At 64.6% G+C, this 26,558-nt stretch carries 23 protein-coding genes and 1 pseudogene; 11 read left to right on the forward strand and 13 right to left on the reverse strand.

Annotated elements, in window-relative coordinates; translation table 11 throughout:
• A pseudogene (locus J0I79_RS24540) lies at positions 1-146 on the reverse strand (DNA-binding response regulator); the annotation flags it as partial.
• Entirely contained in the window at positions 133-666 is a 534-nt protein-coding gene (locus tag J0I79_RS24545) for a MarR family transcriptional regulator (RefSeq protein ID WP_292865299.1), read from the reverse strand. The pseudogene J0I79_RS24540 and the gene J0I79_RS24545, both read right to left, overlap by 14 nt.
• A 260-nt stretch (positions 667-926) precedes the next feature.
• On the opposite strand from J0I79_RS24545, the gene J0I79_RS24550 reads away from it, so the two are divergent.
• From J0I79_RS24550 to J0I79_RS24560, 3 genes are all read left to right on the forward strand, one after another.
• A complete protein-coding gene (locus J0I79_RS24550; protein WP_292865302.1) occupies positions 927-1,820 on the forward strand; it encodes a branched-chain amino acid aminotransferase in 894 nt (297 codons plus the stop codon).
• 145 nt (positions 1,821-1,965) lie between these two features.
• Positions 1,966-2,283 carry a hypothetical protein gene (locus J0I79_RS24555; protein ID WP_137932482.1) on the forward strand — a complete coding sequence of 106 codons (318 nt, stop codon included), beginning with the start codon at positions 1,966-1,968 and terminating at the stop codon, positions 2,281-2,283.
• Positions 2,284-2,445: 162 nt separating this feature from the next.
• Positions 2,446-3,084: an MBL fold metallo-hydrolase gene (locus tag J0I79_RS24560; RefSeq protein WP_292865305.1), complete on the forward strand. Its 639-nt coding sequence runs from the start codon at positions 2,446-2,448 to the stop codon at positions 3,082-3,084.
• 336 nt (positions 3,085-3,420) lie between these two features.
• Here J0I79_RS24560 and J0I79_RS24565 read toward each other — a convergent pair whose 3' ends face one another.
• From J0I79_RS24565 to J0I79_RS24575, 3 genes are all read right to left on the reverse strand, one after another.
• Positions 3,421-3,849: a BA14K family protein gene (locus J0I79_RS24565; protein ID WP_292865309.1), complete on the reverse strand. Its 429-nt coding sequence runs from the start codon at positions 3,847-3,849 to the stop codon at positions 3,421-3,423.
• Between the two features lie 194 nt (positions 3,850-4,043).
• Positions 4,044-4,256: a cold-shock protein gene (locus J0I79_RS24570; RefSeq protein ID WP_006202521.1), complete on the reverse strand. Its 213-nt coding sequence runs from the start codon at positions 4,254-4,256 to the stop codon at positions 4,044-4,046.
• Between the two features lie 329 nt (positions 4,257-4,585).
• On the reverse strand, positions 4,586-4,798 hold the full coding sequence (locus J0I79_RS24575; RefSeq protein ID WP_006202520.1) for a cold-shock protein: 213 nt from the start codon (positions 4,796-4,798) through the stop codon (positions 4,586-4,588).
• A gap of 584 nt (positions 4,799-5,382) precedes the next feature.
• On the opposite strand from J0I79_RS24575, the gene J0I79_RS24580 reads away from it, so the two are divergent.
• Together J0I79_RS24580 and J0I79_RS24585 are read left to right on the forward strand one after the other, a co-directional pair.
• On the forward strand, positions 5,383-5,799 hold the full coding sequence (locus J0I79_RS24580; RefSeq protein WP_292865312.1) for a Kazal-type serine protease inhibitor domain-containing protein: 417 nt from the start codon (positions 5,383-5,385) through the stop codon (positions 5,797-5,799).
• Between the two features lie 245 nt (positions 5,800-6,044).
• Complete coding sequence (locus J0I79_RS24585; protein ID WP_292865315.1) at positions 6,045-7,679, forward strand: tetratricopeptide repeat-containing sulfotransferase family protein; 1,635 nt, start codon at positions 6,045-6,047, stop codon at positions 7,677-7,679.
• Positions 7,680-7,935: 256 nt separating this feature from the next.
• On the opposite strand, the gene J0I79_RS24590 is transcribed toward J0I79_RS24585, so the two are convergent.
• The 6 genes from J0I79_RS24590 to J0I79_RS24615 all read right to left on the reverse strand — a co-directional run bounded on the left by J0I79_RS24590 (position 7,936) and on the right by J0I79_RS24615 (position 16,180).
• Positions 7,936-8,289, reverse strand: coding sequence for a DUF1428 family protein (locus tag J0I79_RS24590; protein WP_292865318.1), 354 nt, complete (start codon positions 8,287-8,289; stop codon positions 7,936-7,938).
• A gap of 101 nt (positions 8,290-8,390) precedes the next feature.
• The gene (locus J0I79_RS24595; protein WP_292865321.1) at positions 8,391-8,813 is read right to left on the reverse strand and encodes a glyoxalase/bleomycin resistance/extradiol dioxygenase family protein; all 423 of its coding nucleotides are present in this window, start codon (positions 8,811-8,813) and stop codon (positions 8,391-8,393) included.
• Between the two features lie 156 nt (positions 8,814-8,969).
• Positions 8,970-9,152, reverse strand: coding sequence for a hypothetical protein (locus J0I79_RS24600; RefSeq protein ID WP_292865324.1), 183 nt, complete (start codon positions 9,150-9,152; stop codon positions 8,970-8,972).
• Between the two features lie 132 nt (positions 9,153-9,284).
• Positions 9,285-10,811: an ABC-F family ATP-binding cassette domain-containing protein gene (locus J0I79_RS24605; RefSeq protein WP_292865327.1), complete on the reverse strand. Its 1,527-nt coding sequence runs from the start codon at positions 10,809-10,811 to the stop codon at positions 9,285-9,287.
• Between the two features lie 450 nt (positions 10,812-11,261).
• The gene (gene uvrB, locus J0I79_RS24610) at positions 11,262-14,447 is read right to left on the reverse strand and encodes an excinuclease ABC subunit UvrB (RefSeq protein ID WP_292865330.1); all 3,186 of its coding nucleotides are present in this window, start codon (positions 14,445-14,447) and stop codon (positions 11,262-11,264) included.
• Positions 14,448-14,575: 128 nt separating this feature from the next.
• Positions 14,576-16,180: a tlde1 domain-containing protein gene (locus J0I79_RS24615; RefSeq protein WP_292865333.1), complete on the reverse strand. Its 1,605-nt coding sequence runs from the start codon at positions 16,178-16,180 to the stop codon at positions 14,576-14,578.
• A gap of 524 nt (positions 16,181-16,704) precedes the next feature.
• Between J0I79_RS24615 and J0I79_RS24620 the strand changes: the two genes are divergently transcribed.
• From J0I79_RS24620 to J0I79_RS24635, 4 genes are all read left to right on the forward strand, one after another.
• The gene (locus tag J0I79_RS24620) at positions 16,705-17,574 is read left to right on the forward strand and encodes a protein-L-isoaspartate O-methyltransferase (protein ID WP_292865336.1); all 870 of its coding nucleotides are present in this window, start codon (positions 16,705-16,707) and stop codon (positions 17,572-17,574) included.
• A 46-nt stretch (positions 17,575-17,620) separates the two neighbouring features.
• Entirely contained in the window at positions 17,621-20,302 is a 2,682-nt protein-coding gene (locus tag J0I79_RS24625; RefSeq protein ID WP_292865339.1) for a hypothetical protein, read from the forward strand.
• Complete coding sequence (locus tag J0I79_RS24630) at positions 20,295-21,230, forward strand: hypothetical protein (RefSeq protein ID WP_292865342.1); 936 nt, start codon at positions 20,295-20,297, stop codon at positions 21,228-21,230. Before J0I79_RS24625 ends, J0I79_RS24630 begins: the two co-directional genes overlap by 8 nt.
• A 95-nt stretch (positions 21,231-21,325) precedes the next feature.
• Entirely contained in the window at positions 21,326-21,604 is a 279-nt protein-coding gene (locus tag J0I79_RS24635) for a hypothetical protein (protein ID WP_292865345.1), read from the forward strand.
• 12 nt (positions 21,605-21,616) lie between these two features.
• Here J0I79_RS24635 and J0I79_RS24640 read toward each other — a convergent pair whose 3' ends face one another.
• On the reverse strand, positions 21,617-22,546 hold the full coding sequence (locus J0I79_RS24640; protein ID WP_292865348.1) for a LysR substrate-binding domain-containing protein: 930 nt from the start codon (positions 22,544-22,546) through the stop codon (positions 21,617-21,619).
• A gap of 98 nt (positions 22,547-22,644) precedes the next feature.
• Between J0I79_RS24640 and J0I79_RS24645 the strand changes: the two genes are divergently transcribed.
• Complete coding sequence (locus tag J0I79_RS24645) at positions 22,645-23,859, forward strand: TauD/TfdA family dioxygenase (protein ID WP_292865351.1); 1,215 nt, start codon at positions 22,645-22,647, stop codon at positions 23,857-23,859.
• 138 nt (positions 23,860-23,997) lie between these two features.
• Here the strand turns inward: J0I79_RS24645 and J0I79_RS24650 are convergent, their stop codons facing one another.
• Positions 23,998-25,254, reverse strand: coding sequence for a hypothetical protein (locus J0I79_RS24650; RefSeq protein WP_292865354.1), 1,257 nt, complete (start codon positions 25,252-25,254; stop codon positions 23,998-24,000).
• A gap of 148 nt (positions 25,255-25,402) precedes the next feature.
• Between J0I79_RS24650 and J0I79_RS24655 the strand changes: the two genes are divergently transcribed.
• Positions 25,403-26,431, forward strand: a complete 1,029-nt coding sequence (locus J0I79_RS24655) for a CapA family protein (RefSeq protein ID WP_292865356.1) — start codon at positions 25,403-25,405, stop codon at positions 26,429-26,431.
• The last annotated feature ends 127 nt before the right edge of the window (positions 26,432-26,558 follow it).

Below are 26,558 nucleotides of genomic sequence, written 5' to 3' on the forward strand. Positions count from 1 at the left end.
TTGCCGGCGACTGTGACGCGAAAGCCGTTCTCGGTCAGATACTGTTTGAGAAGATTGCGGATGCGGGTGTCGTCGTCGACCACCAGCAGATGCGGCGCATCGTCGTCCGGTGCGGCCGCCTGGTCGACCCTCTCAGTGCTCTCCATGGTTTTTTCCTGACATTTTTGCGGACCCGACGTCGATCTGAGCTCTCAGTTCCGGATTGACCATCGCTTCGAGGAAGCGTTCCACCATGGTCCGTTCGGTGGTTCCGGAATCCTGCAATGCAGCATGGATGCGGCGCGACTGTGGCCGCGCCAGCGCCAGCGCCAGGGCGCGGCCCTTGGCCGTCGGATAAAGCTCGCGCTGGCGGCGGTCGCGCGGGCCCTGTAACTGCACGACATGGTCGGTGTCGATCAGCTGCTTGAGCACGCGCGCCAGGCTCTGCTTGGTGATCTTCAGCACGTCGAGCAACTCGGCCACCGTGAGGCCAGGCCGGCGGTTGACGAAATGCAGGACGCGGTGATGGGCGCGGCCGAAGCCGTAATCGGCCAGGATCTGATCGGGATCGGAGGTGAAGTCGCGGTAGGCGAAGAAGAACAGTTCGATGATGGCGAAGTCGATGCCGTCCTCGACTGACATCGCGGTCCTGACGGGTTTTCCGGCGGCTGGGTTTCGATCCGTCATCATTTCTCCGTGGGCAGGGAGATTATGTCAGTACTATTGACGTAATTTCTCCGCAATGGTAATTTTTGACAAGCTTTTGGGCGGATTGCGAACGAAAAGGCAAGGCCAGCCGGTTTTTCCGGAACTTCCTGAGTTTGCCAGAGCGCGATTATCCGCCTACGCTTCCAGACACCGGCCAACGTCTCCAGTTTCATGACGCGGCCAAGAAGAACACGCAACGACACCAACGATATGCGGGCCGCGGCTCGCGGGAGGTTACCATGGCATCCGTTCCTTTCGACCAGCTGGACGGTTTCATCTGGATGAATGGCGAGTTCGTTCCGTGGGGCGAGGCCAAGATCCATGTGCTGACCCACGGCCTGCATTATGCCAGCGCGGTCTTCGAGGGCGAGCGTGCCTATGGCGGCGAGATCTTCAAGCTCAACGAGCACACCGAGCGCCTGCATGAATCGGCCCGCCTGCTCGGCTTCAAGATTCCCTATTCGGTGGCCGAGCTCAACGACGCCTCGACCACGCTCTTGAAGAAGCAGGGCTTCCAGGATGCCTATGTCCGGCCTATCGCCTGGCGCGGCAGCGAGCAGATGGGCGTCTCGGCACAGAACAACCGCATCAACGTCGCCATCGCCATCTGGCAGTGGCCGAGCTATTTCGATCCGGCGCAGAAGCTGAAGGGCATTCGCCTCGATGTCGCCGAATGGCGCCGGCCGGACCCGCGCACGGCGCCGTCGCGGTCGAAGGCGGCCGGCCTCTACATGATCTGCACCATGTCCAAGCATGCCGCGGAAGCCAAGGGCTATGCGGACGCCATGATGCTGGACTGGCGCGGGCAGGTGGCGGAGGCGACGGGCGCCAATATCTTCTTCGCCAAGGACGGCAAGATCCATACGCCGAAGCCCGATTGTTTCCTCGACGGCATCACCCGTCGCACCGTCATCGGGCTCGCCAGGGACCGCGGCCTGGAAGTCATCGAACGCGCCATCATGCCGGAAGAACTCGAGGGCTTCGAGCAATGCTTCCTGACCGGGACGGCGGCGGAAGTAACGCCGGTTTCGGAGATAGGTCCCTATCGATTCGAGGTCGGCGAAATCGCCAAAAACCTTATGAACGACTATTCCGCCGCAGTGCAGCCCAAGCGCGCGATCGCCGCAGAATAACGATAGTCACAGCTTTTCGCGCAAGCCGGGGCGGTTTTCGAGCCGCCCCTTTTATTTCAGCGTTTCTGCATTTGACTTTCCCCCAATTCGGCGTCTCATGATGCTGTCGGCCCGGGAGGCTGGCAGCTAAGGAGGGACTAATCATATGGACATGAACACGCTTCTTCCGATCATCATTCAGATCATTACAGGCATCATCGGTGGTCAGGCGGTCGGCGCGGCGATCAAGACGGCGGCGATGGGGCAGCTTCCCAAAATCCTGGGCGGCGCCATTGGCGGCGTCGGCGGCGCGGCGATCCTGGGCAGCCTGCTCGGCGGCGGCGCGGTCGATCCGGCTGCGGCGGCTGCGGCAACGAGCGGGCTCGGCAGCGCGCTCAACCTCAACAACATCGTCGGCGGCGCCGGCGGCGGCGCGATCCTGACCGGCATTCTGGGCGCGGTCATGGGCGCCATGAAGAAGTAAGGTCCGGTTGTCCCGGTCCGAGCAGATGGGCGGCTTCGGCCGCCCATTTCTGTTTTGAAGGCGACTGTCCTGTTTTGGAAGTGAGGGGCTGTTCGCCTTTCGAGGGGTGGACGCTTCCTGCTCCCGCCACTACATCACCGCGTGGACATCGAAAGGACGATCATGGGTCAGCTCAATGCCGGCATCGTGCCGGTGACACCGTTCCAGCAGAACTGCACGATCCTGTTCGACATGGACGACAAGCACGGCGTCGTCGTCGATCCGGGCGGCGACATCGACAAGGTGCTGGCGGTGCTGAAGGACAATGCGATCACCGCCGGGGCGATCTGGATCACGCATGGCCATATCGACCATGCCGGCGGCGCCATGGAACTCAAGGAGGCGCTAGGCATCGACATCATCGGGCCGCATATGGCCGACAAGCCATTGCTCGACAATCTGGAGAACCAGGGCAAGCGCTACGGCATCGCCGGATCGCGCAATTGCGTGCCCGACCGCTTCCTCAGCGAAGGCGAGACCGTCTCGTTCGGCTCGCATGTGTTCGAGGTGCTGCACTGTCCCGGCCACGCGCCCGGCCATGTCGTCTATTACAACCGCGCGGCCAAATTCGCGCATGTCGGCGATGTGCTGTTTCGTGGCTCGGTCGGGCGCACCGACCTGCCCGGTGGTGACCATGCGACGCTGATCTCATCGATCAAGGACAAGCTCTTGCCGCTCGGCGACGATATCGGTTTCATCTGCGGCCACGGCCCTGGTAGCCGCTTCGGCGATGAGCGGCGGACCAATCCGTTCTTGACTTAGGGTGTGCTGATATTCAGGTGAAGCCGGTCTGCAAATGGTGGCTTCCTGCGCTTCCCCGTTCTACTGTGTCGCAGTAGAACTGAGCTCACGTACCCGAAAGTACGCTCCGCTCCGGTTCTCGGAACCCACCATTTTCGACTCGGCCTGACCTGAATCTCAACACACCCGAGCGCCCAAACAAAAAAGCGCCGGCCTCGCGGTCAGCGCTTTTTGTTTGGGGCAGGGAAGCCCTTAAAGCGCTTCCGCGCTTTAAATTCGTTTTGTGCAAGTCGTTGTCCCAAAACCGCTGCGCACCCTCGGGCCAGGGCCGAGGGCATGCTTTTGGGCGACAGGCACTCAGTTGGCCGTGCAGAAATGCTGCTCGCCGTCATTGCCCGTGAAGGTGCCGGTGCGGGCGTTGAAGGTGCGGTAGCGGTCCGAGCAGTATTCGTACCAGCCGCGCGTCCACGGTTCGGCATAACGGTCGGCATAGACGACCTGCGGCTCCGCGTAGTAGCGGCGGATCGGGGCGGGGCGCACGCGAACGTCACGATCATAGTAGTCGTAGTCATAGTCCGGGGGCGGGGGCTGCTGGTTGGCCAGGGCGCCGACGATCAGCGCGCCGGCGGCGAGGCCGAGCACGCCGGCCGCGACAGCGTCGCCATGATGATGACCACCACGGCCATGCCAACGGCGCCAGTCATCGGCGTTGGCCGCCGAGAAGGTCGCGAGCGTGGTGGCGACCACGGCTGCGGACAGCACGGCTGTCTTGAAAATGCGGTTCATTTCGGTCTCCTTCGTGCCGGGCCGTGCAGGTTGTGCAGGGGATGCGGTCCGGCTTTACCAAAGACTAATATGCGACCGTGGCTGAACGGGGGCTGAACGAAAATTTGACCGTCGGCACGCGTTCACGGCATTAAACCCCGCGCCCTCAAGGCGCGGACATGGCCTGTCGGAACGGCGTTCGGCCTGAAGCCGGCTCAGCCGATCGACAGGTTGACTGCCTTCGGACCCTTGCCGCGCTTGTCCGGCTCGGTGTCGAACGTCACTTTCTGCCCATCCTCGAGACCGGGAAGACCCGACGCCTGCACGGCCGAAATATGCACGAAGACATCCTTCGCGCCATCATCCGGTGTGATGAAGCCGAAGCCCTTGGCATGGTTGAAGAATTTAACGGTGCCGGTCTGCGGCATGGGAAGCTCCTTTGATCCCATAAACTCCAGTCTCGGGCCGGCAAATGCCCGAGAGGAAATTTGTCCTTTATTTTAGCGCTATCGGCAAGAGAAAGTTTTGCAGGCACTTGAAGTGCCGTCGCGCTTTAAGTCTTTGTTATGATGCATGTCGTCGACCCGAAACCGGATCGATTTTCGGGCGGCATGCTTTTCAGGCGGTGTCGCCGGCATGAAAAAGGCGCGGCGAAAACCGCCGCGCCTTTCAAAAATCCGGTTGCCTGCCAGGTGCTGGTCAGGCTTAAGCGAGCCTCGTTCGCGCACCCGTTTGGGATGCGCGGCGCGCAGATGGCTCAGGCCGCGCGGAGGTTGACCGCCTTCGGGCCCTTGCCCATGCGGTCCGGCTCGACGTCGAAGGTGACCTTCTGGCCATCGACGAGCGTGCGCAGGCCCGAGGCCTCGATCGCGGAAATGTGGACGAACACGTCCTTGGCGCCGCCGTCGGGCGTGATGAAACCGAAGCCTTTGGTCGCATTGAAGAATTTAACGGTGCCGGTCTGGGCCATTGGGGAAACTCCTTCACCCGTTCAGTCTTGGTGGTCCTGCCCGCCACCTGGCGTCTAGGGCAGTTCCCGGTGGTTGCTTTCGGCAGTCATGCATTGGCGCATGGTCAAACCCCCCGCCGAAAAACGGGGCCGTCAGAGATTCACAGTATCGGGGAAAGGTCGTCCAAAACGTTCCGCTCTCCGGGTCGCAAATGCCCGAACAGCTGATTTATCGCACGGAAACGTGAAGGTTGCAAGATAGCGCCGCGGGCCGCCGCACTGGCGCATCCCGACGCATGAATCGACCAATCTGAGCGTCGACGGGGCGCAGATAGGCCTCGTTGGCCGAAGGGTCATCGGCCCACAGACCCGGTCATGCATGGGCCAGAGAAACGCCCCCGGCCGCCGCCGCTGGCGGGTGCGCGACAAATCCGGGCGTTGTTTCGGATGAAGTCGCAAACGGGGGTTGCAATCGGCGGTGGAATGGCGAGGATCAAACCATAGTCGCTGATTTTGAACTTTATTTTTGCTGGATATCATTGTGCGCGGCCGTTGCGCATTCTTGAGCGGAACGGATCACGACAGGAACCGAGGGAGACACGATCATGAAGTTTCTTGCGGCAATCTTTTCGCGGCAGGGTTTTGCCATCCTGTTCCTGTCGGCAATTCTTGCCGCCTGCACTGTCGTCGTCGATGACGGACCGGGACCGCGCCCACGTCCGCCGCGCCCTGAACCGCAATTCTGCACCAAACAGTATGAGCCGGTCTGCGCGCGGCGCGGCGGCGACCGCCAGACCTTCGCCAATGGCTGCCTTGCCGAGCGGGCCGGCTACCGCATCGTTCGCGACGGTCCCTGCCGTGATGGCGGTGGTGGCGGTGGCGGAGGCGGCGGTGAGCAGACCTTCTGCACCCGCGAATACGCGCCCGTCTGCGGCCGCCGGCATGGCGATATGCGCACCTTCCCCAACGCCTGCGAGGCGCGCGCCTCGGATTACCGCATCGTCGGCGACGGGCCTTGCTGAGAGATCAGGCATAGCGTCCCTGGTGAGGGAGCGGCGGGTTCGGCCGCTTCACACCGGCAGAGGGCCCCCAATACCGATGCCAAGCCTTGAACCTGCCGCGCCAATGGCCTAAATCGCGGCAGGCGCACAAGTAAGGCAGGTGTCCCATCAACCGAGATCAAAGAAGAGCGGCGGCCGCCGGAGCCAAATCCAGCGCGGCCAAGTCCGGTTCCGGCGGACAGCCGCCGCTGGGCCTCGACCAGTATGTGCAGCAGGCGCTGCAACTGCATCAGGCGGGGCGCCGGCAGGAGGCCGAGGCGATCTATAGGCAGGTGCTGGAGCGCCAGCCCAACCATGCCGGAGCGGCGCATTTCCTGGGATTGCTGCTGCACCAGACCGGACGCAGCGAAGAAGGCATGGAGTTCCTCGAGCAATCGGTGAGCCTGCAGCCGACCAATGCCGATTTCCTCAACAATTTCGGCACGGTGATGCGCGATCTCGGCCGGGTCGCAGCGGCGATCGATTTCTTCCAGGGCGCGGTGGATCTGCGGCCTGAGCAACTCGCGGCACGTGACAATCTCGGCTCGTCGCTGACGCAGCTTGGCCGGTTCGACGAGGCCGAGGACATCTATCGCGGCACCGTGCAGCGCAATCCGTTTCATGCGCGCGCCCGCATCGGGCTTGCTGAAACGCTGCAGGAGGCCGGGCGCCTGGACGAGGCGCTGGCCGTGTTCCGCGAAGCGCTGGCAATCCGGCCGAAGGACGCCGAGCTTCTGCACGGGCTAGGCGTCGGGCTGATGGAGAAGGGCAAGCTCGACGAGGCCGCCGACCTGTTCCGGCAGGCGGTGGCGATCCAGCCCGGCATGGCGCGCGCCTGGCTGATGCTGACGCAGGTCAAGCGCCAGAAGGAACGCGATGCCGAACTGGCCGGCATGGAAGCGCAGCACGCCAAGGCTCCGCCGGACAGCCTGCCGCGCATGCAGCTCGCCTTCGGCCTCGGCAAGGCCAATGACGATCTCAGGGATTACAACAGGGCTTTCGATTATTTCGCCGAGGGCAATGCGATCCGCCGCAAGGGCATCAACTACGATCCCGTGCGCACACGCGCCGAGTTCGAGGCCATGAAGTCGGTGTTCGATGCCGGTTTCTTCGAGAAGCACAGGCCGAGCCCGATCACCGACGATGCGCCGATCTTCATCGTCGGCATGCCGCGTTCGGGCACGACGCTGGTCGAGCAGATCATCGCCAGCCATCCCGATGTCTACGGCGCGGGCGAGCTCAACATCCTGAAGACGGCGGTCGGCAAGCAGTTCCCGTCGAACATGCCGGGCGGTTTCCCCTGGGGCGCGGCCGACACGGACGACGCCGACTTCACCGAGGCGGGCCAGGCCTATCTCGACATGCTGCATGCCCGCTACCCGCACATGCGCCACGTCACCGACAAGATGCCGGGCAACTTCCTGTTGATCGGCTTCATCCACATGATGATGCCGAAGGCCAGGATCATCCATTGCGCCCGTGACGCGGTCGCAACCTGCCTGTCGATCTACAAGGTGCATTTCCGCGGCGACAGCCACCGCTATGGCTACGATCTCGGCGAACTCGCCGACTTCCACAATCTCTACACCGACATCATGGCGCACTGGCACAAGGTTCTGCCCGGTGTCGTGCATGATGTGCGCTACGAGGATTTCGTCGCCGACCAGCAAGGGCAGAGCCGCGCGCTCATCGACTATCTCGGCCTACCCTGGGACGATGCCGTGCTATCGTTCCACGAGACTGATCGTCCGGTGCGCACCGCATCGGCCGCACAGGTGCGCCAGCCGATGTATCAGGGCTCGGTCGATCTGTGGAAGCGCTATGGAGACCGGCTGAAGCCGCTGCTGGACAAGCTGGATTAGCGCGCGGGGTAGGAGATTACCTTGAGTACCTATTGCTTCGTCATCCTATGGCGGAGCAAGGAGCGAAGCGACGCGGCGCAGACCATAGGATCCATGCCGTGACGTTAAAGCGTTGAAACGGTGAAGAATTCCGTTCCGCAGCACCCTTCGGTGGAGGTCCCGGCATGGATCCTAGGGTCTTCGCGACGGAGCTTCGCTCCTGCTTCGCCCTAGGATGACGAAGTTGAGAGGCCAATTCTCGCGTTGCGCCAGCTGGCTACAGCTCGATGAACGGCTGGAAGCCGCCGAAGATCATGCGCTTGCCGTCGAAGGGCATGTCGGACCAGTCCATCTTGATGCGTTCATCGGCCATAACCTTGGCCATCACCGCATCGCGGCTCTGCCTCGATTCATAGACCGCCCAGGCGAAGATGACGATCTCGTCTTCCTTGGCCTGGACGGCGCGCGGAAACGAGGTCAATTCGCCATAGGGCACGTCGTCGCCGATGCATTCGACATAGGAGAGAGCGCCATGCTCCATCCAGATCGGGCCGGCGAGATTGGCCAGTTTCTTGTAGTCGTCGAGCCTTGCCTTCGGCACGGCAAGCACGAAGCCATCGACATAGGACATTGTGTTTCCTCCTCTGAATTCGGGCGCCGGGCCGGCAGGGGTCCAACCCGGCGCGGGCGAGTGCAGGCGTCCTCGGGGAAAGGGCGCTGCTGTCCGCCGACTTACTTGACCGGTGCGTTCATGGCCCAGGCGACGCCGAAGGGGTCCTTCACCTGGCCCCAGCGGTCGCCCCAGAACATCACCTGCAGCGGCGTCACGACCTCGCAGCCGGCGTCGACCGCGCGTTTCCACCAGGCGTCGATGTCGTTGTTGTCGAGATGGAGCTGCAGCGTGTAGCCCTGCGCGTCCTTGTGCGGGTGACCGTGTTCGGGATAGGCGTCGCCCAGCATCAGCGTCGTGCCGTTGACGTGAAGGTGAACATGCATGGTGCGGCCTTTTTCGTCCGGCGGATAGGCGAAGACCTGCTCCGCGCCAAAGGCCTTCTTGTAGAATTCGGCCGCCTTGAAGGCGCCGTCCACCTGCAGATAAGGGGTCAATCCGCCAAGCACTTCGGCCCTGGGCTGATCTTGGGTCTGGTCAGTCATCTCTTGCTCCTCTTTGCGTTTTGGCCTTGCCGACCATAGGACGCGCGAGATGACAGCGATCCTACATCGCGGCGAAACTTTTTTGGCGGGCCGGCTCCGGGCAGGATGGCCCGCCAATCGGCGTGGACGGCGCACGCATGGCTCGGCGAGCCATGGTCATATGGTCTTGGCCGAGAAGGTGGCCGCGCGGCGGCTTTCGCGGGTGTCGAGGATCTCGGGAAAGCCGATATCCTTGCGCAGTTCTGCAGGCAGCGAAAGCAGGATGCGCTCGCTGCGATGGCGGGCCCGCGCGGCCGCATAGCGGGTTGCGATGCGGCCGATGGATGAAAGGACGGACATGACAAGTTCTCCCTGGGTTGGCGCCGGCATCGTCGCGCCGGCATCCCAAGGACGTAACCAATCCGGCCGGCCCGACAGGCCGCCCAAGAATTTTCCCTAGGGATCCCCGGCCCGTCCGGGCCGGAGATCTCATCAGGCCTGGTCTTCCGCTACAGCGCGGAAGAACCCTTCGGGATCCTCGACCTCCGTCAGCTTCCGCTTCTCGATCAGCCAGAATCGGTTGCCGACGGCACGGATGAAGGAGCGGTCGTGCGAGGCAAGCATGCAGCTTGCCTGATGCTTCAGCAACTCCTCCTCCAGCGCCTCCTGGCCGTCTATGTCGAGGTGGTTGGTCGGTTCATCGAGCAGATAGAAGTTGGGATTGGCGAGCCTCAGCGCCAGCATCATCAGCCGTGCTTTCTGGCCGCCGGACAAGACGCCGATCTTTTTCTCCTGCATCTCGATGACCACGCCCGCGCCAGCAAGCAGCGAACGGGCGCGCTGTTCGCCGACGTCGAATCTTCGCGACACCATCGCCAGCGGCGTGTCGTCGCCGCTGATGCCGGACAGCGCCTGGTCGCTGTAGCCGAGCACAGTCGACGGCGTCACTTTCACATTCGCGACCGTGTCAGGCTCGAGGATGGCGTTGCGGATCAGAGTGACGAAGCGCGACTTGCCGACGCCGTTGCGGCCGAGCAGCACGATGCGGTCGCCCTGGCAGATGTGGCGCTTGCCGGTCCGAAACAGCAGCGTGCCGTCGGGCGTTTCCACAGCCGCATCGTCGAGCGTGATCAGCACCTTGGCGTGGGTGCCGCGATTGGCGAGCTTGATCGCGCCCGCCGATCGCTCGCGATGCGCGGGCAGCGCGGCTTCCTCCAGTTTCTCCGCCCGCTCCTTGAGCTGCTTGGTCTTGATCGTCAGCAGGTCGCTGCCGGAATTGATGCCGATGTTGTTCAGCTTGGCGGCCTGCTTGCGCAGTTGCTGGGCGACCTTCATGTCGCGCTCGAACTTGCGCGCCGCCGAGGCATCGACCTCATCCAATGCGTCGCGAGCCCTGGAATAAGGCAGCGAGAACACCGGCGATTGCTCCGGCCGCAGGAACAGCGTGCGGTTGGTGGTGGCGTCGAGGAAGGCGCGGTCGTGGCTGGCGATGACAACAGGCACTTCGCGCGGGAGCGCGTTCAGCCATGTCTCCAACTGGCTGATCCTGGCGAGGTCGAGATGGTTGGTCGGCTCGTCCAGCAGCAGCATGTCCGGGTCGGTGACCCAGACGCTGGCGATCAGCGCCAGCCGCTGCCAGCCGCCGCTCAGCGCCTGCATTTGCCGCTCGCGCATCGCCTCGGGCACGTCGAGCGAATCCAGCACCACGTCGACGCGCCACGTCTCGCTGTCGGCTTGCTCCGGCGGGAGCGCGTCAGCCACCACCTGATAGAAGGTGCGGCCGAGAAGGGCAGGGGGAACCAACTGCTCGACATGGCCGATGCGCAGGCCGCGCGTGCGGGTGATGTCGCCGGAGGTCGGTTCCATCTCGCCGGTCAGGCATTTGAGCAATGTCGACTTGCCGCGGCCATTGGCGGCGACGATGCCGAGCCGGTCGCCGCTGCCGATGGTGAGATCGAGGTTGGAAAAGAGCGGCGCACTCATGGTGACGCCGAGGGATTTGAGGCTGAGAAGGGCCATTTTGATTTCTCTGGTCTTGCCGGAGACAACTCCGGGTGCACTTTGACGGTGCGCGCCATCGGAACAGGCGTCACGCACCACGAAGGGCAGACCAAAAAATCGAAGCGGGAAAAACCCGGACCGTCCCTGGTCAGCCCTGCAAGCTCACCTGCAGGGCGGAAATCGGGCCACGCTGACGGTGGTGACGAAAAAACGTAAACACGTGAGCCCTCCTTTCGAGACGTTAGAGTGTTGGGAGTGGTTACACCAAAGGCTGGAATGATGGCAAGAGGTGGCGGCGATGGTGGAGTACTTGCCTTCTCCCCTTATGGGAGAAGGTGGCCTCGCGAAGCGAGGTCGGATGAGGGGTGATCCAGAGAACACCAGCGCCTCACTCCGCTAAAACACCCCTCATCCGTCTCGGCGCTGCGCGCCGATCCACCTTCTCCCACAAGAGGAGAGGAAGAGGAGCTACCGCCCCGGCCGCCCGGTCTTGCTCGGCCGCCGCTTCTCCCGGCGCGCGTCACCCGGATCCTCGTAGGAACCGATGCCGGCGCGCTGGCGCACGATCGGTTTGTCATCGCGTTCCTTCGCGCCCCCCTCTGTCCTGCCGGACATCTCCCCCACCTGGGGGGAGATCGGCTGGGGCTTGGCCGGCTTCTTTCCTTCGACCGGTTTTTCGGTGCGTCGCACCGTCATCTCGTCGAGCGAGTTCTTCTTGAACAGCGGCTTGGTCGCGTCGCCGGGAATGCCGAAATCGGAGCCGTGCGCCTCGGCGGCGGACTGCTTCTTGAACAGGGAACGCGACACGGCGCCCGCCGGGGTCGTCATGTCGGTCCCAGGGCCCATATCATCGATCGACGGCTTGGCGAATAGCGGTTTCTTCACCGGCACGGCGCCATCGGCGCCCATCTCGTCGAGATGCGGCTTGCGGAAGAGGTTGGGCCGGGCGGCTTTGGCCGCCTCTTCGGCAGCGCGCGCTTCGTCGAGCTTGCGGAAGCGCTCCTGCTCCTCGGCGGTACGATGCTTGGCCACGCCCTTGTTGTGCTTGCCTTTTTCGCGACCAGAAGCCGGACTTTGGCCTTCCACTTCGCGCGCCAGCGGATCGTCGGAAATCGACAGTTCCATCTCGCGCAAGCGCTTGATCTCGTCGCGGATCCGCGCGGCCTTCTCGAAGTCCAGATTGGCGGCGGCGTCGCGCATCTGCTTGTCAAGCGCGTCGAGATGGGCCTTGAAATTGTTGCCCATCATGGCGCCGGCGCTGTCGGTGAACTGCGAGATGTCGGCGCGGACGTGGTCCTTCTCGTAGACCGAGTCCAGAATGTCCGAGATGCGCGACTTCACCGATTCCGGCGTGATGCCGTTGGCGGCGTTCCACTCCATCTGCTTCTCGCGGCGACGGTTGGTCTCGGCCATCGCCCGTTCCATCGAGCCGGTGACCTGGTCCGCATAGAGAATGACCTTGCCGTCGACATTTCGGGCGGCGCGGCCGATGGTCTGGATCAGCGATGTCTCCGAGCGCAGGAAGCCTTCCTTGTCGGCGTCGAGAATGGCAACGAAACCGCATTCGGGGATGTCGAGGCCCTCGCGCAGCAGGTTGATGCCGACCAGCACGTCGAAGGCGCCAAGCCGCAGGTCGCGCAGGATTTCGATACGCTCGAGCGTATCGATGTCAGAGTGCATGTAGCGTACGCGCACGCCCTGCTCGTGCAGATATTCGGTCAGGTCCTCGGCCATGCGCTTGGTCAGCACGGTGACCAGCGTGCGATAGCCGGCGGCGGTCGTGTCGCGGATCTCGCCGACGACATCGTCGACCTGGCTCTTGGCCGGGCGCACCTCGACAGGCGGGTCGATCAGGCCGGTCGGGCGGATGACCTGCTCGGCGAAGACGCCGCCGGACTGGTCCATCTCCCAGCCGCCGGGCGTCGCGGAAACGGCGATCGAGGCCGGACGCATGGCGTCCCACTCTTCGAAGCGCAGCGGCCGGTTGTCCATGCAGGAGGGCAGGCGGAAGCCGTACTCCGCAAGCGTGGCCTTACGACGGAAGTCGCCCCGGTACATGCCGCCGATCTGCGGCACGGTGACGTGGCTTTCGTCGATAAACACCAGCGCGTTGTCGGGAATATATTCGAACAGTGTCGGCGGCGGATCGCCCGGCTGGCGGCCGGTGAGGTAGCGCGAATAGTTCTCGATGCCGGCGCAGGATCCCGTCGCCTCCAGAATTTCGAGGTCGAAGCGGGTGCGCTGCTCCAGCCGCTGCGCCTCCAGCAGGCGCCCGGCGCGCTCGAGTTCGACCAGCCGGTTCTTGAGCTCTTCCTTGATCGATTTGATCGCCTGGTTGAGCGTCGGGCGCGGTGTCACATAGTGCGAGTTGGCGTAGATCTTGACGCTTTTCAGCTCGCCGGTCTTCTGGCCGGTCAGCGGGTCGAATTCGGTGATCTGCTCGATCTCGTCGCCGAACATGGAGATGCGCCAGGCGCGGTCCTCAAGGTGGGCGGGGAAGATCTCGATCGTGTCGCCGCGCACGCGGAACGAGCCGCGCACGAAGTTGATGTCCTGGCGCTTGTACTGCTGGGCGACGAGGTCGGCGAGCAGGGCGCGCTGGTCGAGCCGGTCGCCGATCTGCATCTGGAAGGTCATCGCCGTATAGGTTTCGACCGAACCGATACCGTAGATGCAGGACACCGAGGCGACGATGATGACGTCGTCGCGCTCCAGCAGCGAGCGCGTCGCCGAATGGCGCATGCGGTCGATCTGCTCGTTGATCGAGGATTCCTTCTCGATGAAGGTGTCGGTGCGCGGAACGTAGGCTTCCGGCTGGTAGTAGTCGTAATAGGAGACGAAATATTCCACCGCGTTGTCGGGGAAGAATTTCTTGAACTCGGAATAGAGCTGCGCGGCCAGCGTCTTGTTCGGCGCCAGGATCAGGGCGGGGCGCTGCGTCTCCTCGATCACCTTGGCCATGGTGAAGGTCTTGCCCGAGCCGGTGACGCCGAGCAGCACCTGGGTGCGGTCACTGTTGTCGACACCTTCGACGAGATCCTTGATGGCGGTCGGCTGGTCGCCGGCGGGCTGGAAATCCGAAACCATCTTGATGGCGATGCCGCCTTCGGACTTTTCCGGGCGGGCAGGGCGGTGCGGCGTCCACAGCACGCCGTCCTTGTGCAAGGGATTGCCGGATTCGATCAGCGCCGAGAGCGCGGCCACCGTCGCGGTGACGCCGCTGGTCGACATGGTCTCGGCTTCTTCAAGCGAAACATCGAGGCCGGCGACCGGATTGAGGCCTGCAGCGGCGCGTTCGCGGGCGGTCGCCGCACCGCCCATCGAGGTGCCGCGCGCCGTGCGTCCAGGCGCGGCGGAACGTTCGGGAATCTTCTTCGACGGTTTGGACGCCTTGCCGCCTTCGCCCTTCCCACCGTCGCCTTTGCCGATCTGGCGGCCCTCGCGCTCGGCCTCCTGCTCGATCTGCTCAGCCCAATCCGAGATCGAGCCGGTAAGCGGCGTGCCCGACAGGCCAGGTTGCGGCATTTCGGCGAAGCCGCCTCTGTGCAGCGGCTCCGAGGCGTCGAGGAAATCGGTCAGCGGGCTGCGGCGCTTCGGCGCGGCGCGCTCATCATTCGCCGTCGACGGCGTTTTCTTGTCCGGGGATTTGGCCATGTCCCGAATATGGGAGGACTCGGGCAAAATGGAAAGAGCGTGATGCGGCGAGCCGAATGCCGGGCAGCGGCTCCTGACAGAAGGCTGTCAGGAGGAGGCAGGTGCCGGGCGAGGGCCGGCTGTCGCGGTCAGGCGCCGCGTGCGTTGTCCGTCGCCACCTGGGTCGGCGAGCCGTTCAGGCGCGGCACCACGACCAGGCGCGTGACCTTGCCCTTCTTGAAGGCGGCGAGGAAGCGCGCGTAGTCCCTGAAGACGACGCAGCCATTGGACTCGGCGCGGCCGCCGCGCAGCATGTAGGTGTGGGCGAGCAGGCCGTTGCGGTTGTATTTGTTGCCGCCGCTCACCGGCGTCAGGCGCAGGGCCTCGACGCCATGGAAGCGCGATTCACGCAGCGACAGATTGTAGGTGTTGGGCGGCGTCGGGCCGCGATCCTTGACGTGAACATAGCGCGGCTGGTCGACCATGGCGCCAAGGCCGGAATGCGCTTCGAGCCGCTGGCCGTCCGGCATGTAGACGGTCTTGGCGCTGATGTCATAGACGGCCACGCCATGGCCGGCGCCGCTGCCGCCGCTTGGTCCGTTGAACAGGTTCCGGAACGCCTGGCCGAGGCCGCCCGAGGGCGTGTCGGGCTTGGCGTAGGCCAGCACGTCGCCGTTTTCGCCGGAGCGGCCCTGGCGGGCAGGCTGCCTTGCGGCCTGCATGACAGGCTTCGCCTGGGGCGCCGGCTTCTGCTGCAAGGCCTTGGGCTGCGACGCTGGCTTGTCCTGTTCCACGACCTTGGGCTGCGGCGCGTCATATTGCGGGCGGCGGGTCGGCAGCGGCACATCGTCGGTGAGCGCGTCCGGCAGCGAGGCCGCGTCGCCGGGCTGTTCCGGCTGGGTCTCGACGGGCGCGACGGCGACATCGGCCGAGGATTCGGTCATCGGCAGCGGCGAGGCGAAGGCTTCGTCGTCGACCGGCATCGACCGGACGAGAGCCAGCGCCAGCTGCGTATTGTCGGGCGTCTGCGACTGGGCGAAGCCCATCGGCGCCGGCGCGGTCTGCACGACGGCGGAACCGGTATCGGCATGGGCGAAGCGTTCGGCCACCGGGGCCGGCATATCGTCGGTCAGGCTGGCCACCAGCGTGGCTGAAGGGGCGAGCGAAGCCGTGGCGACCTGAGGCGCGGCGGAAATCACGGGGCGGACATCGGCCGTGGCGGCGGGCTTTCCGGCGCTGGCGAAGGCGGCAGCGAGCTTTGTCGGCGACAGGGATGCTTCCACCAGTTCGAAGCGCTGCTGGGACTTCGATTTCGCCACCGGCGCCGGCTTTGCCTGCGCCACAAGGCGTTCGGATTTCTGCGCCTGAGGGCTCACCGAGGCCAGCTTGAAGCAGCCGGCGCCGCATTGCACCGCATGATCATGCAATGCCTGCGCGCCGCCATGGGCGTTGGCCAGCACGAAGGGCGCGGAAGAGCTGAGGAAATGCTGCTTGAGCGGATCGGCGAGCGCGAGCGAGCCCGGCATCGACAATGTCTGCGGCAGACCGCCCGGCGTCGACGACAGCGAGGCGCCGACGGAACTCAGCCCAACCATGGTCCCGATCAGCCAGAGGCCAACGGCGGCGCTTACGCCGGGAACCGCGACCCAGCGGACGAGCCTTTCGGGGTTGAAGGATGGAGAACGCACCACGTCGTCGACGGTCTCGCCGTCCCAACGCCTGTCCCCGATGATTTTCTTACTCAAGAACGCCATGCAACCAATCTTGCTCCAATCGGCTCCTACGTCCCGGCTGGGATAGCCGTGACGACCATTCTGTGAGTGATCCCAGGTGGTCCCCGACGCGTTTTCCGCGTCTGTCGTTAGTTGCCGATCGCTTCAAAATATGGACAAAGTTGGTTAACCAATCCCTCTCAAACCAACCGAGAGACGTGGACTTTGTGCCGAATGAGGCTTGCCCACGAACATGCACGCGGTACTTACAGCCCTTCCAAGGGTGTTTTGCTGCCTGTTTTTGCCTGCCAAGTCAAGCAAAACAGCCCCAGCTAATCTTTGACCGGCGGGTGCGCTGGCCGAAGCGGCAATGCTGCGGCCTGGGAATATTGGGCCACGACGCCGAAAAGCCTGACCCACACCATTAAAAACTGTTGCCGTCCTGCCACAATTTTTCAGCCCGGACGGCCCTGCGCCGACGGCCATTGACTCGTTTTAGGGGCCGGTGCAATCCGGTCAAGTGGTTGGTTTTGGGGTGGCAAAGGCCACTTTTGGAGGCTTTTTCCATGAGGCGTCGGGATTTCTTGGCGCTGTCGGCGGGTGCGGCGGCGTTTTCCATTCTTCCGGCTGCGGCCAGGGCTGCGCTGCCGGTCCCCTATGACCGCAACGCAGAAGTGCCGTTCAAGGACAAAAAGTCGTTCATCGACTGGATGGTGGCCAATCGCGGCGAGGATCCGAAGTTCCTGGCCGAGCGATTCGATCGCTTCCAGATCATGGTCTACAACAAGGACGTGCTTGACGACCGCAACAAGCGCGCTTTCCTTTCGACACCGCGCGAGGAATTCGTGCTGTCGCAGAATCTCGGCCGCGCCTATGACCATGCCTTCCTCGACATCGGCTATGGCGTGACGATTTCGGGCCCGCATCTGGTCGGGCGCATGACGACGGCCATCGATGTGCAGTTCGGCGAAGCCGTGCTCGAGATCGGCACCGGCTCCGGCTACCAGTCCGCCTATCTCGCCAATCTCACCGACAAGGTGCACACGATCGAGATCATCAATCCGCTGGCGCAGCGGACACGGCGCACCTATGACGGGCTGATCGATCGCGGCTACAGCGTGTTCAGTTCGGTCACCAGCCGTAATGCCGACGGCTACTATGGCTGGGAAAGCGTCGGTCCGTTCGACAAGATCATCGTCACCTGCGGCATCGACCACATCCCGCCATCGCTGCTGCAGCAGCTGAAGCCCAATGGCGTCATGGTCATCCCGGTCGGCCCACCCGGCGCCCAGCACGTGCTCAAGGTGATCAAGCAGCAGCTTGCCGACGGCACGTTCAACATCGTCCGTTCCGACATCTATAATGGCAAGGTGGTGCCGTTCGTGCCCTTCACCAAGCTGGAAGGCGACCAGATCGTCGGCACGCATAACGGCTGAACACTGCCGCGCCGGCCCTGTCGAAGCATCGCATCAAGGGAGCCGAATGGCAGCCGTCGCATCGAATTCCCGCCTGACAGTCCCGTCGCTGGAGGCGCCGCGCGTCCCGCACTATCTCGCGGTCGGGCTGATCGCCGGCGCCATCATAGCGCTTCAGATCGCCGTCATGCGGGTGTTCGCGGTCGGCAGTTGGTCGCATTTCGGCTCGCTGGTGGTGAGCCTGGCTATGCTCGGCTTCTCCCTGTCCAGCGTCGTCATCTTCGCCGGCAAGGGCTGGTTCGACCGGCACTGGCAAGGCGCGGCGACCGGTGCCCTTCTCCTGATCGGGCCGCTCGCCGTCGGCGCCAACCTCATCGCGCAGACGGTGCCGTTCAACGCCATCTTCCTGGTGTCCGATCCCCAGCAGAAATGGCGGCTGCTCGCCAATTTCCTGCTTTATCTCCTGCCGTTCCTGGCCGGCGCGTTCTTTCTCGGCATCGTCTTCCTGAAGAGCCGCACCGCCTTCGGCCGTGTCTATTTCGCCGACCTTACCGGCTCGGGGCTCGCTGGCCTCGTCGTGCTGGTGTCACTTTATCTGTTCGCGCCGGAAACCATCCTCGTCGTGCCGCTGCTGCTGTGGGCCGCCGGCTCGATCCTGTGGTTCGCGGCCTTCGGCGCCTGGAAGAGCGCCGTCGCGGGCGTTGTCGTGGCGGCGCTGTCGATCGCTGCCTATCTCATGCTGCCCGGGCTTACAGGCATACCCGACATCGCGGTGTCGCAATACAAGGGCGTCGCCTATGCCCGCAACTTCCCGGACGGCAAGCGCATCTACCGCAGCATCTCGCCCTTCGGCGACCTGCAGGTCTATGCCAGTTCCTACATGCATTTCGCGCCGGGCCTGAGCGACAACGCCGCCTTCGGCATGCCGGAGGTGCCGGCCAACACCTATGTCGGCATGTATCGCGACGGCGACGGGCCGGAAGGCATCATGCGCAACCTGGCGCCGGCCGAGCAGGTCTATTTCCGCTACCTGCCGATGCATTATCCCTATGTCATCAAGGAGAAGCCAAAGACGTTCGTCGTCCAGTTCGGCGGCGGCATCTCCACGCAGGCCGCACTCAATGCCGGCTCCACCTCGGTGACCGTCGCCGAGAGCAATCCGATGACGTTGCGGGCGTTCCGCGATCCCATTCTGAAGGACGTCACCGGCGACATACTGGCCGAGCCCCGGCTCAAGGTGATCGACTATGACGGACGGCTGTTCCTCGCCAATACGTCGGAGCGCTACGACGTCATCGATCTCAGCCTCGCCGACAGCGTCGGCCTGTCCAATCCGGGCGGCTTCGCCATTTCGGAGAAATACGCCTACACGCATGAGGCGATGCTGAGCTACATGCATGCGCTGGCCGATGGCGGCGTGCTGTCGGTAACCCTGTGGAACAAGGAAGAGCCGCCGAAATCGGTGCTCAAGCTCTATTCGACCATCGCCGAGGCGGCGAAGGCGTTCGATCCCCAGGGCGCCGCCAACGACATCTTCGCCGTGTCGAGCTACCTCTCGACCACGACGGTGCTGTTCAAGCGCGGCGGTTTCAGCGAAGCCGAGGTCAAGACGCTGCGCGACTACACCAAGTCGATGTCGTGGGAAGAGGTCTACTATCCCGGAATGGAATATGACGGCTCGGGCGCCCAGAAGGTGCTCGACGATTATCGCGCCTCGATCTTCGGCAGCGGGCAGGACGCGACGCTGACGCCGCCAGTCGACGCTACCGCGCCTGGGAATCCCGATTGCGACCCGACCGCTCCAGCCGACCCGACGCTCGATGCCTGCGCCGGCGGCAATGCCGGCCCGCAAGTGTTGCCGGCGACGGAGTTGCAGCGCATGACCTGGCACGCGCTACTGACCGGCGGCTGGGAAAAGCTTGCCGCCGACTATGTGTTCGACACGCGGGCGCTGAGCAACGACCAGCCCTATTTCGCCGCCTATGTGAAGGTCGCCGATCTCGGCAAGACGCTCGACCGGCTCGACCTGTTCCAGGACGACTGGGGCTATCTGCTGATCTGGGCGACGCTCGGCATCGCCTGCATCACGGCGGCGTCGCTGGTGCTTTTGCCGATGATCTTCGGCTGGCGCATCGTGTTCTCGCGCTCGCGCGGCAAGCTCGGCACCATCCTCTATTTTGCCTGTCTCGGCCTCGGCTACATCATGGTCGAGGTCGGGCTGATCAGCCGCTTCACCGTGGCGCTGGCCAACCCGACCGTTTCGGCGTCGGTGCTGATTTCCTCGATGCTGGTGTTCTCCGGCCTAGGCAGCCTGTTCGCCGAGCGCATCTTCGACCGCGCGAGGACGCTGCTTCCCGTCCTGCTGCTGGCGATCGGCGCGCTGCTGCTCCTCTATGGCTACTATCTGTCGCCGGTGCTCGACTGGATCGGCGCCTATCCCTACGCGGTGCGGCTGCTGCTCTGCTTCCTGCTGGTGTCGCCGCCGGCCTTCCTGATGGGCATGCCGATGGCGACGGCCATGACCTGGCTGGCCCGGCTCGGCAAGGAGCATCTGTTCGTCTGGGCCTGGGGCATCAATGGCTGTTTCTCGGTGATCGGCTCGGCCGCTGTGCCGATCGTGGCCACCAGCTTCGGCCTCAGCGCCGTCCTGCAATGGTCGGCGATCGCCTATCTCATCGCCATACCCGCCTTCTTCGCCGTGCTGCTGCCGTCGAAGGCGGTGCCGATCGGCCGGGCGGCCCATGCCTGACCGGCGCGCCATCGTCGCGGGGCTGCTGGCCACGGTGGCGTTTCCGGTGGCGGGTCTGGGGGCGCGCTTGCACAAAGCCATATCGACCATTGTGCCGTTCAAGGCCACGCCCTTTCCCTATCGGGGAAGGCTGCCCGACGGGTCGGCAGCGTTTCTCGACGTGACCGGGGCGGATGGCCGGCGCGGCCACACTTCGCCGCGCGGCGGCATCTATTGGGAAGACGAGACCTATTCAGACCGCTCGACGCTGCTGGCCGTGCCCAAAGGGTTCGATCCGGGCAAGCCGGCCGTCGTCGTCGTCTTCCTGCATGGCAATGGCGCCACCTTGCAGCGCGACGTCATCGGCCGCCAGCGGGTCGTCGCGCAGGTCGAGGCATCAGGCCTGAACGCCGTGCTGGTGGCGCCGCAATTCGCCCGCGACGCGCAGGATTCCAGCGCCGGCAATTTCTGGACGCCGGGCTATTTCGCGAAATTCATGGCGGAGGCGGCCCAGGGATTGGCTAAGCTGGCTGGCGCCAAGGCGGCGAAATTCGAAGCGATGCCGGTGGTGCTTGTCGCCTATAGCGGCGGCTACAATCCGGCTGCCTTCATCCTCAGGAACGGCGACATCGGCGGACGGCTGCTCGGCGTCATCCTGCTCGACGCGGCTTTCGACGAGGCCGATATTTTCGCCGGCTGGATCGCACATCATCGCAAGAGTTTCTTCGTCAGCGCCTACGGCAAGTCCTCCGCCTCCGGCAACGCGGAGATCAAGCAGCTGCTGGCGGAAAAGGGGATCAATGCGAGCGCCGATCCGCCGAAACGTCTCGAAGCCGGCACCGTCGCGTTCCTCGCCGCTGACGCCGCCCATGACACGTTTGTCACCAAGGCGTTTGTCAGCAATCCGTTGCAATGGCTGTTGGGTAGACTGCACGGGTTTGCGCGCTGACTCTGGTCCAATGGAGCCGGCCTGAATTCCTTGCCCGCCGGCCTTGAAAGGTCGGGGCCTTGAAAGGCTGGGCGTTTGAGGCTTAGTGCCTCCCCATGCTTTTGATTGCCATTGTCGTCACGCAAATCCTGGACCCGCTGCGGATCCTGCTGGTCGGGATCGCTTATTTTCTCAGCCTCCGGGCGAGGCGGCCAAGGGTTGGCTGGCTTGGGTTGCTGGCGGCGATCGTCCTGATCGCCGCGCTCTTTCCGTTCGTGATCCTCGGCCAGTCCGGCGCCATAGGCTGGGTCAGCGCCGCGGTCGGCGTGATCTCGAACGCGCTCATAGCCGGCGCCTTGGCCGGGCTGTTGCGGCTGCAACGCCGGTTCTTCTGAGGCGCGCCGGGTTCATCGCGGCAAAGCGCCATCGATGCCCGTGCCGGCAGCAGCGATGAGTGCCGCCGCCACCGCCGCCGCGCGGCGCGCCTTCGGACCGCGTTCGGGCCAGACGATGCGACGCCTGATGGTCAGGGCCGGCGCATCGCGAGCGATCTCGACGAGTTGGCCCGCGTCGAGATGGCGGCGCAGCACCAGTTCGCTGGCCAGCAGTGCGCCCATGCCGGCGATCGCCGCTTGCGCCGCGACGATCGTCAGGCCGAAGCGCGGACCGTGGTCGATGTCCTTCCTTTGCCGCGCCGCCGCGACGAACCAGTCGCGCCAGGCCGGGTAGACATCGTCGCCCATCATCGGGTCGATATGCAGAAGCGGCATCCTGTCCAGCATCTCGGCCCGATCCGCCTCGACGGGGTCCTTGACCAGCGCCGGAGCGCAGGCCGGGATCACCCGTTCCGTAAACAGATCGAGCGCGGCCAGGTCCGATGCCGGCCCCTTGCGATAGCTGATGGCGAGGTCGACGCCTTCCTCGGCCAGGGCATCGAGCGCGACGGAGGTGACGATACGGACCTCGAGCCGCCCCAGGGCCGGCCGCACCATGGCCAGACGTGGCGCCAGCCACAGCGAGGCGAAGGACGGATCGGCCGAGATGGTGAAGGTCTCGGCCTGCCGCTCGAAACGCAGCCTGCGCATCCCCGACGCCAGTGCGTCGAAGCCGCGATCGATGTCGGGCAAGGCGGCCTCGGCGGCGCGCGTCAGCGCGATGCCGTTGCCCTCGCGCCGTACAAGCCTGGCGCCGAGCCGCTCCTCCAGCTGCCGGATCTGGTGGCCGATGGCGCCGGGCGTGACGCCCAGCTCCTCGGCGGCGCGCGTCAGACTGCCTGTCCTGGCCGCCGCGACCAGCGCCCGCAAACCCGCAAGGGGTAGATCTCTCAAGGTCGTCATGTTTTGAGCCTAGCTCAAAAGCCAGCGAAGGGAACTCGTTTGAACCTGGAATTTTCCGGGAATAGCTTTTTAGCTGACCTCAATCGATGGAGATGCACATGCTCGACGCGCCCAAGCACCTTGCCCAACCTGGACACGCCGTTGACACGTCAGCGCCGATCCGCGCGATGCGGGCCGAGGGTGGCCGCATTGGCGTCGACCTGGCGGACGGGCGATCCCGAAAGCTGTCGACGCGCTGGTTGCGCCTTGCCTGCGAGTGCGAGGTCTGCGGCGACACCGCTTCCGGCAAGCGGTGGCTGACGCCCGCCGATGTCGCCAAGGCAATCCATGCCGAGAGCTTCGACCTTTCCGTGCCCGGCGGGATCACCGTCATCTGGCAGGACGGGCACGTCTCACACTACGATCCGGCTGTTCTTGCAGCCCAGATCGATGGTTCGGGTCCAGCCCCGTTCCAGCCGCAACTCTGGGATAACGACCTGTCCCAGCGGCTCGGCAGCTTTGCCTTCGACGATGTGGTGGCGGATGACGCGGCGCTGTTTTCCTCGCTGAGGGCGCTACGCGACCATGGCATCGCCATGCTGACCGGCGTCCCGGCCGAAACCGAGGCCACGGCCCGCATTGCCGGGCGCTACGGGCCGATCCGCGACACCAGCTACGGCAAGGTGTTCGATCTCATCTCACGGCCCGACGCGCGGGTGGCCGGCGAGACGGCGCGGGCGCAGATCCCGCATACGGACGAGCCGTTTCGCTACTCGCCGCCGGGCTTCATCTTCTTTCACGCCATCCGCACCGGCGCAGGCAGCGGCGGCACATCGCTGATGGTCGACGGCTTTCATGTCGCCGCACTGATGCGTGCTCGGACGCCCGATCTCTTCGACCTGTTGACCCGGCATGGCGTCACCTTTCACCGTGAGCATCACGGCGAGGTCTTCTTCAGCGCAGAAGCGCATGTCTTCAGTCTCGACGCGGCGGGCGCCATCACCGGGATCCGTTACAACGACCGCTGCCTGGCGCCGCAGCGGGCGCCGCTCGACCAGATCGACAGCCTGATCGAGGCGCTTGCCGAACTGACGCGGCTGATCTGCGATCCGCAAAACCAGTTCCAGCATCAACTGGCGCCCGGCGAGGCGCTGGTGTTCGACAACCAGCGTGTCCTGCACGGCCGCACGGCATTCGACCCGACGCTGGCGGTCAGGCATCTCAGGAGCTGCAACATCGACCGTGACGGCGTGCACAGCGCGTTTCGGTCTCTGGCGCGGCGCTTCGCGCCTGAGGAGGCTGAACAGGTGCTTTATCAGGGGGCGATTTTTTAGATGCTGTCCGTCATTTGCTATTGGCCGAAGCCTAACCAAACTTCGTCATCCTATGGTCCGCGCCGCGTCGCTCCGCTCCTTGCTCCGCCATAGGATGACGAAGCGATAGGTTGCTCCCCAAGATGACGATGGCGCGGCTCAGTTGAACCACAGCGCGAAAGTCAGAAACCCGCCGCCGCCGAACTCGCGCTGGATCTGGTCGAAATCCTCGCTGGTCAGGATCCGGCCGCTCTCCAGATAGGGTGCGATGCCCGGGCCGGTGATCGACAGCACGAGGTCGAATGGCTTTGGTTCGTCGAAGAAGCGCTTCATGTTGATGCCCTTGCCGGTGACGCGGAAATGCGGCAGCAGGGCGCGGCCTTCGAGCAGGTCCTCGGCCATGGTCAAGGTGGCGAGCCAGGCCTGCACCTGCTCTTCGCCGACTTCGAGGCCGGTGAGCGGGTTCTCGCCCTTCTGCTGCGGGCCGGGCAGCCATTCGCGGTCATTGTCGGTCTCGGCGCGGATCGCCTTCCAGTCCTCGCGCGACAGCCGGATCATTTCGAGCAGTTCGCGCCGTGCGGCCTTGCGGCGCTCGGGCTCGACCGCCGGCCAGTTGATGAGATGCACCATGGAGATGAAATCGGCGATGCGCCATTCCGAGGAGAAGATGTTCGAGCCCATCTCGCTCGGCGGCGGCACGAGAATGTCCTGCAGTGGCAGTTTGGCGCGTGGGAACAGCATGTGGAACGAGCCGTTGAAGGTGCTGCTGAAATCATGCGCCAGCCAGAAATCGGCCTGCGCCATCAGGAATTCGGCGTAGCCCTGTAGCCAGTAGCCATCGGCGCGGTCGAAGCGGAAGGTCAGCGCAGGGGCGTCCGCGCCCACGGCAACGCTGCCGCGCGACAACGCCGCCATGATCGCGGCCATGCTTTCATCCGGCGCGATGGCGCCGTCCTCGTTGAGGTCGATGCCGACATGGGTAAGGTCGATGACCATGCCGATATCGGCGTCGGCCGGCACCGAGCCCAGCGTCGCCGCCGATTTCTCCAGCCGGTCGCGGAAGGCGACCAGTATGGCGCGGAACTGTTCGTAGGTGAGCGGTTCTGGATCGGGATTGGCGGGCACCGGCAATTGCATCAGCGGCAGCATGAAGGATTGCGGGCTTTCGAAACCGTGCCGGTGCAGGCCGCTGGCCAGCAATTCCAGCGCGGTGAAGAATTCACCCGCGCCGGCGGCGTAGGCCGATGCCGGATCTCTGGGCGCGGCGGCCTCCAGTGTCGCGAGAGCGCTGTCGCGAGCGGCCACGGTCTTGGCCTCGAACAAGGCGGTTGCCGCTTCGGGCATGGCGGCGCCGGCCGAAGACAAGGGCAGGAGCATCATCAAGGCGGACGCCAGCAGGCTTGCAATCGGTCTCATCTCTTTCCCTCCCGAGGCCTTGGCCGTTGCCGACCATACACGGATTTGTCCCGTCGTGGGCCCGCCGCGCACCGTTGCATGATTGTCTGCGCGTGCGCTTCAACCGAACCGGCGGACGGTTTACAGAAGGCAAACAACTGGTCTCGCCGTGTCGAATTATCCGCTTTCCTACAAACTGTCCTGGCTGCCGCGTTTCCTGAAGCCGTCGCTCGGTGGCGACGCCACGGGATTTGCGCCGATGGCCGCAACGTTGATGGCGCCGCCGCCAGGGCGGACGGTGCGGCTGGCCGTCGTCGGCGACATCTCGGCGGTGGCCAACTGCAGCGCGCCGGACTGCGATCCGGCGATCAAGGCGCTGCTCGGCTCCGCCGACCTCGTGATCGGTAATTGCGAGAGCCCCATTGTGGACAGGCCAAGCGCCGTGTTCGGAACATGGCTCGGCACGCATCATGCCATGACGCAGCGCTTCCTGGCCGAGGCGCTCGCGGCAGTCGGCATCGAGCGCGAAAAACTCGTGCTGTCGCTGGCCAACAATCACGTGCTCGACCAGGGCGTCGCCGGCTTCGATGGAACGGTGGCGGCGCTGAAGCGGATGGGCGTCCGCATCATCGGGCTGGCCGCCGATGGTCCGGTGCAGGCCATCGAAGCCGGGCCGCTGCGGCTCGGCTTCGCGGCGTTCACGCTGTGGCGCAATGCGGACGAGGCCCTGTTTGCCGGCCGTGTGTCGATGGACAGCGACCCGGCTGGCTGGCGGCGCGACGGTTTCGATCTGCTGTGCGCCGTGCCGCATTGGGATTGGGAGTTCCGGCATTTTCCACGCGCCGAAACACGGGCGCTGGCAAGGCGGCTGGCAGGGCAGGGCGTCGGCCTGATCGCCGGCCATCACGCCCATGTCTTGCAGCCGGTGGAGCGGATCGGGGGCACGGTGGTCGCCTATGGGCTCGGCGACTTTCTCGGCACCGCGCTAGCCCGGCAGCCATGGCCGGGCCGCATCGGCGGGATTCTTGTCGCTGATGTCAGCGCCGATCCGGCGACGCGCGGCGTGGTTGCGGCCTATCGGTTGCATCCCTTTGTGCGGCTGCGCGCCGGAGATCATGAGCGGCTGATGGCGGTTGAAGGGTTGAACAGGGCGGCGAAGGAAAAGGTCGAAGGGCGGCTGAGAGCGATCGTTCCGTAGTCTGGTACCCGAGGCTGGAGCCATTGTTTATCGCCGAGGTAGGGCGCTGCCCCTCATCGCCCTGCCGGGCACTTCTCCCCGTATAGTGACGGGGAGAAGGAAGCTGGCCGCGATGTCGGCGCCGTTC

The sequence above is a fragment of the Mesorhizobium sp. genome (assembly GCF_017306585.1).
Taxonomy (GTDB): Bacteria; Pseudomonadota; Alphaproteobacteria; order Rhizobiales; family Rhizobiaceae; genus Mesorhizobium.

Coding starts and splice junctions, on each gene's coding strand:
- J0I79_RS24550 (WP_292865302.1), top strand. CDS start 927: ATGGCATCCGTTCCTTTCGACCAGCTGGACGGTTTCATCTGGATGAAT.
- J0I79_RS24640 (WP_292865348.1), bottom strand. CDS start 22,546: ATGACGACCTTGAGAGATCTACCCCTTGCGGGTTTGCGGGCGCTGGTC.
- J0I79_RS24555 (WP_137932482.1), top strand. CDS start 1,966: ATGGACATGAACACGCTTCTTCCGATCATCATTCAGATCATTACAGGC.
- J0I79_RS24575 (WP_006202520.1), bottom strand. CDS start 4,798: ATGGCCCAGACCGGCACCGTTAAATTCTTCAATGCGACCAAAGGCTTC.
- J0I79_RS24565 (WP_292865309.1), bottom strand. CDS start 3,849: ATGAACCGCATTTTCAAGACAGCCGTGCTGTCCGCAGCCGTGGTCGCC.
- J0I79_RS24600 (WP_292865324.1), bottom strand. CDS start 9,152: ATGTCCGTCCTTTCATCCATCGGCCGCATCGCAACCCGCTATGCGGCC.
- J0I79_RS24645 (WP_292865351.1), top strand. CDS start 22,645: ATGCTCGACGCGCCCAAGCACCTTGCCCAACCTGGACACGCCGTTGAC.
- J0I79_RS24580 (WP_292865312.1), top strand. CDS start 5,383: ATGAAGTTTCTTGCGGCAATCTTTTCGCGGCAGGGTTTTGCCATCCTG.
- J0I79_RS24570 (WP_006202521.1), bottom strand. CDS start 4,256: ATGCCGCAGACCGGCACCGTTAAATTCTTCAACCATGCCAAGGGCTTC.
- J0I79_RS24590 (WP_292865318.1), bottom strand. CDS start 8,289: ATGTCCTATGTCGATGGCTTCGTGCTTGCCGTGCCGAAGGCAAGGCTC.
- J0I79_RS24620 (WP_292865336.1), top strand. CDS start 16,705: ATGAGGCGTCGGGATTTCTTGGCGCTGTCGGCGGGTGCGGCGGCGTTT.
- J0I79_RS24635 (WP_292865345.1), top strand. CDS start 21,326: ATGCTTTTGATTGCCATTGTCGTCACGCAAATCCTGGACCCGCTGCGG.
- J0I79_RS24595 (WP_292865321.1), bottom strand. CDS start 8,813: ATGACTGACCAGACCCAAGATCAGCCCAGGGCCGAAGTGCTTGGCGGA.
- J0I79_RS24545 (WP_292865299.1), bottom strand. CDS start 666: ATGACGGATCGAAACCCAGCCGCCGGAAAACCCGTCAGGACCGCGATG.
- J0I79_RS24560 (WP_292865305.1), top strand. CDS start 2,446: ATGGGTCAGCTCAATGCCGGCATCGTGCCGGTGACACCGTTCCAGCAG.
- uvrB (WP_292865330.1), bottom strand. CDS start 14,447: ATGGCCAAATCCCCGGACAAGAAAACGCCGTCGACGGCGAATGATGAG.
- J0I79_RS24605 (WP_292865327.1), bottom strand. CDS start 10,811: ATGGCCCTTCTCAGCCTCAAATCCCTCGGCGTCACCATGAGTGCGCCG.
- J0I79_RS24625 (WP_292865339.1), top strand. CDS start 17,621: ATGGCAGCCGTCGCATCGAATTCCCGCCTGACAGTCCCGTCGCTGGAG.
- J0I79_RS24615 (WP_292865333.1), bottom strand. CDS start 16,180: ATGGCGTTCTTGAGTAAGAAAATCATCGGGGACAGGCGTTGGGACGGC.
- J0I79_RS24650 (WP_292865354.1), bottom strand. CDS start 25,254: ATGAGACCGATTGCAAGCCTGCTGGCGTCCGCCTTGATGATGCTCCTG.
- J0I79_RS24630 (WP_292865342.1), top strand. CDS start 20,295: ATGCCTGACCGGCGCGCCATCGTCGCGGGGCTGCTGGCCACGGTGGCG.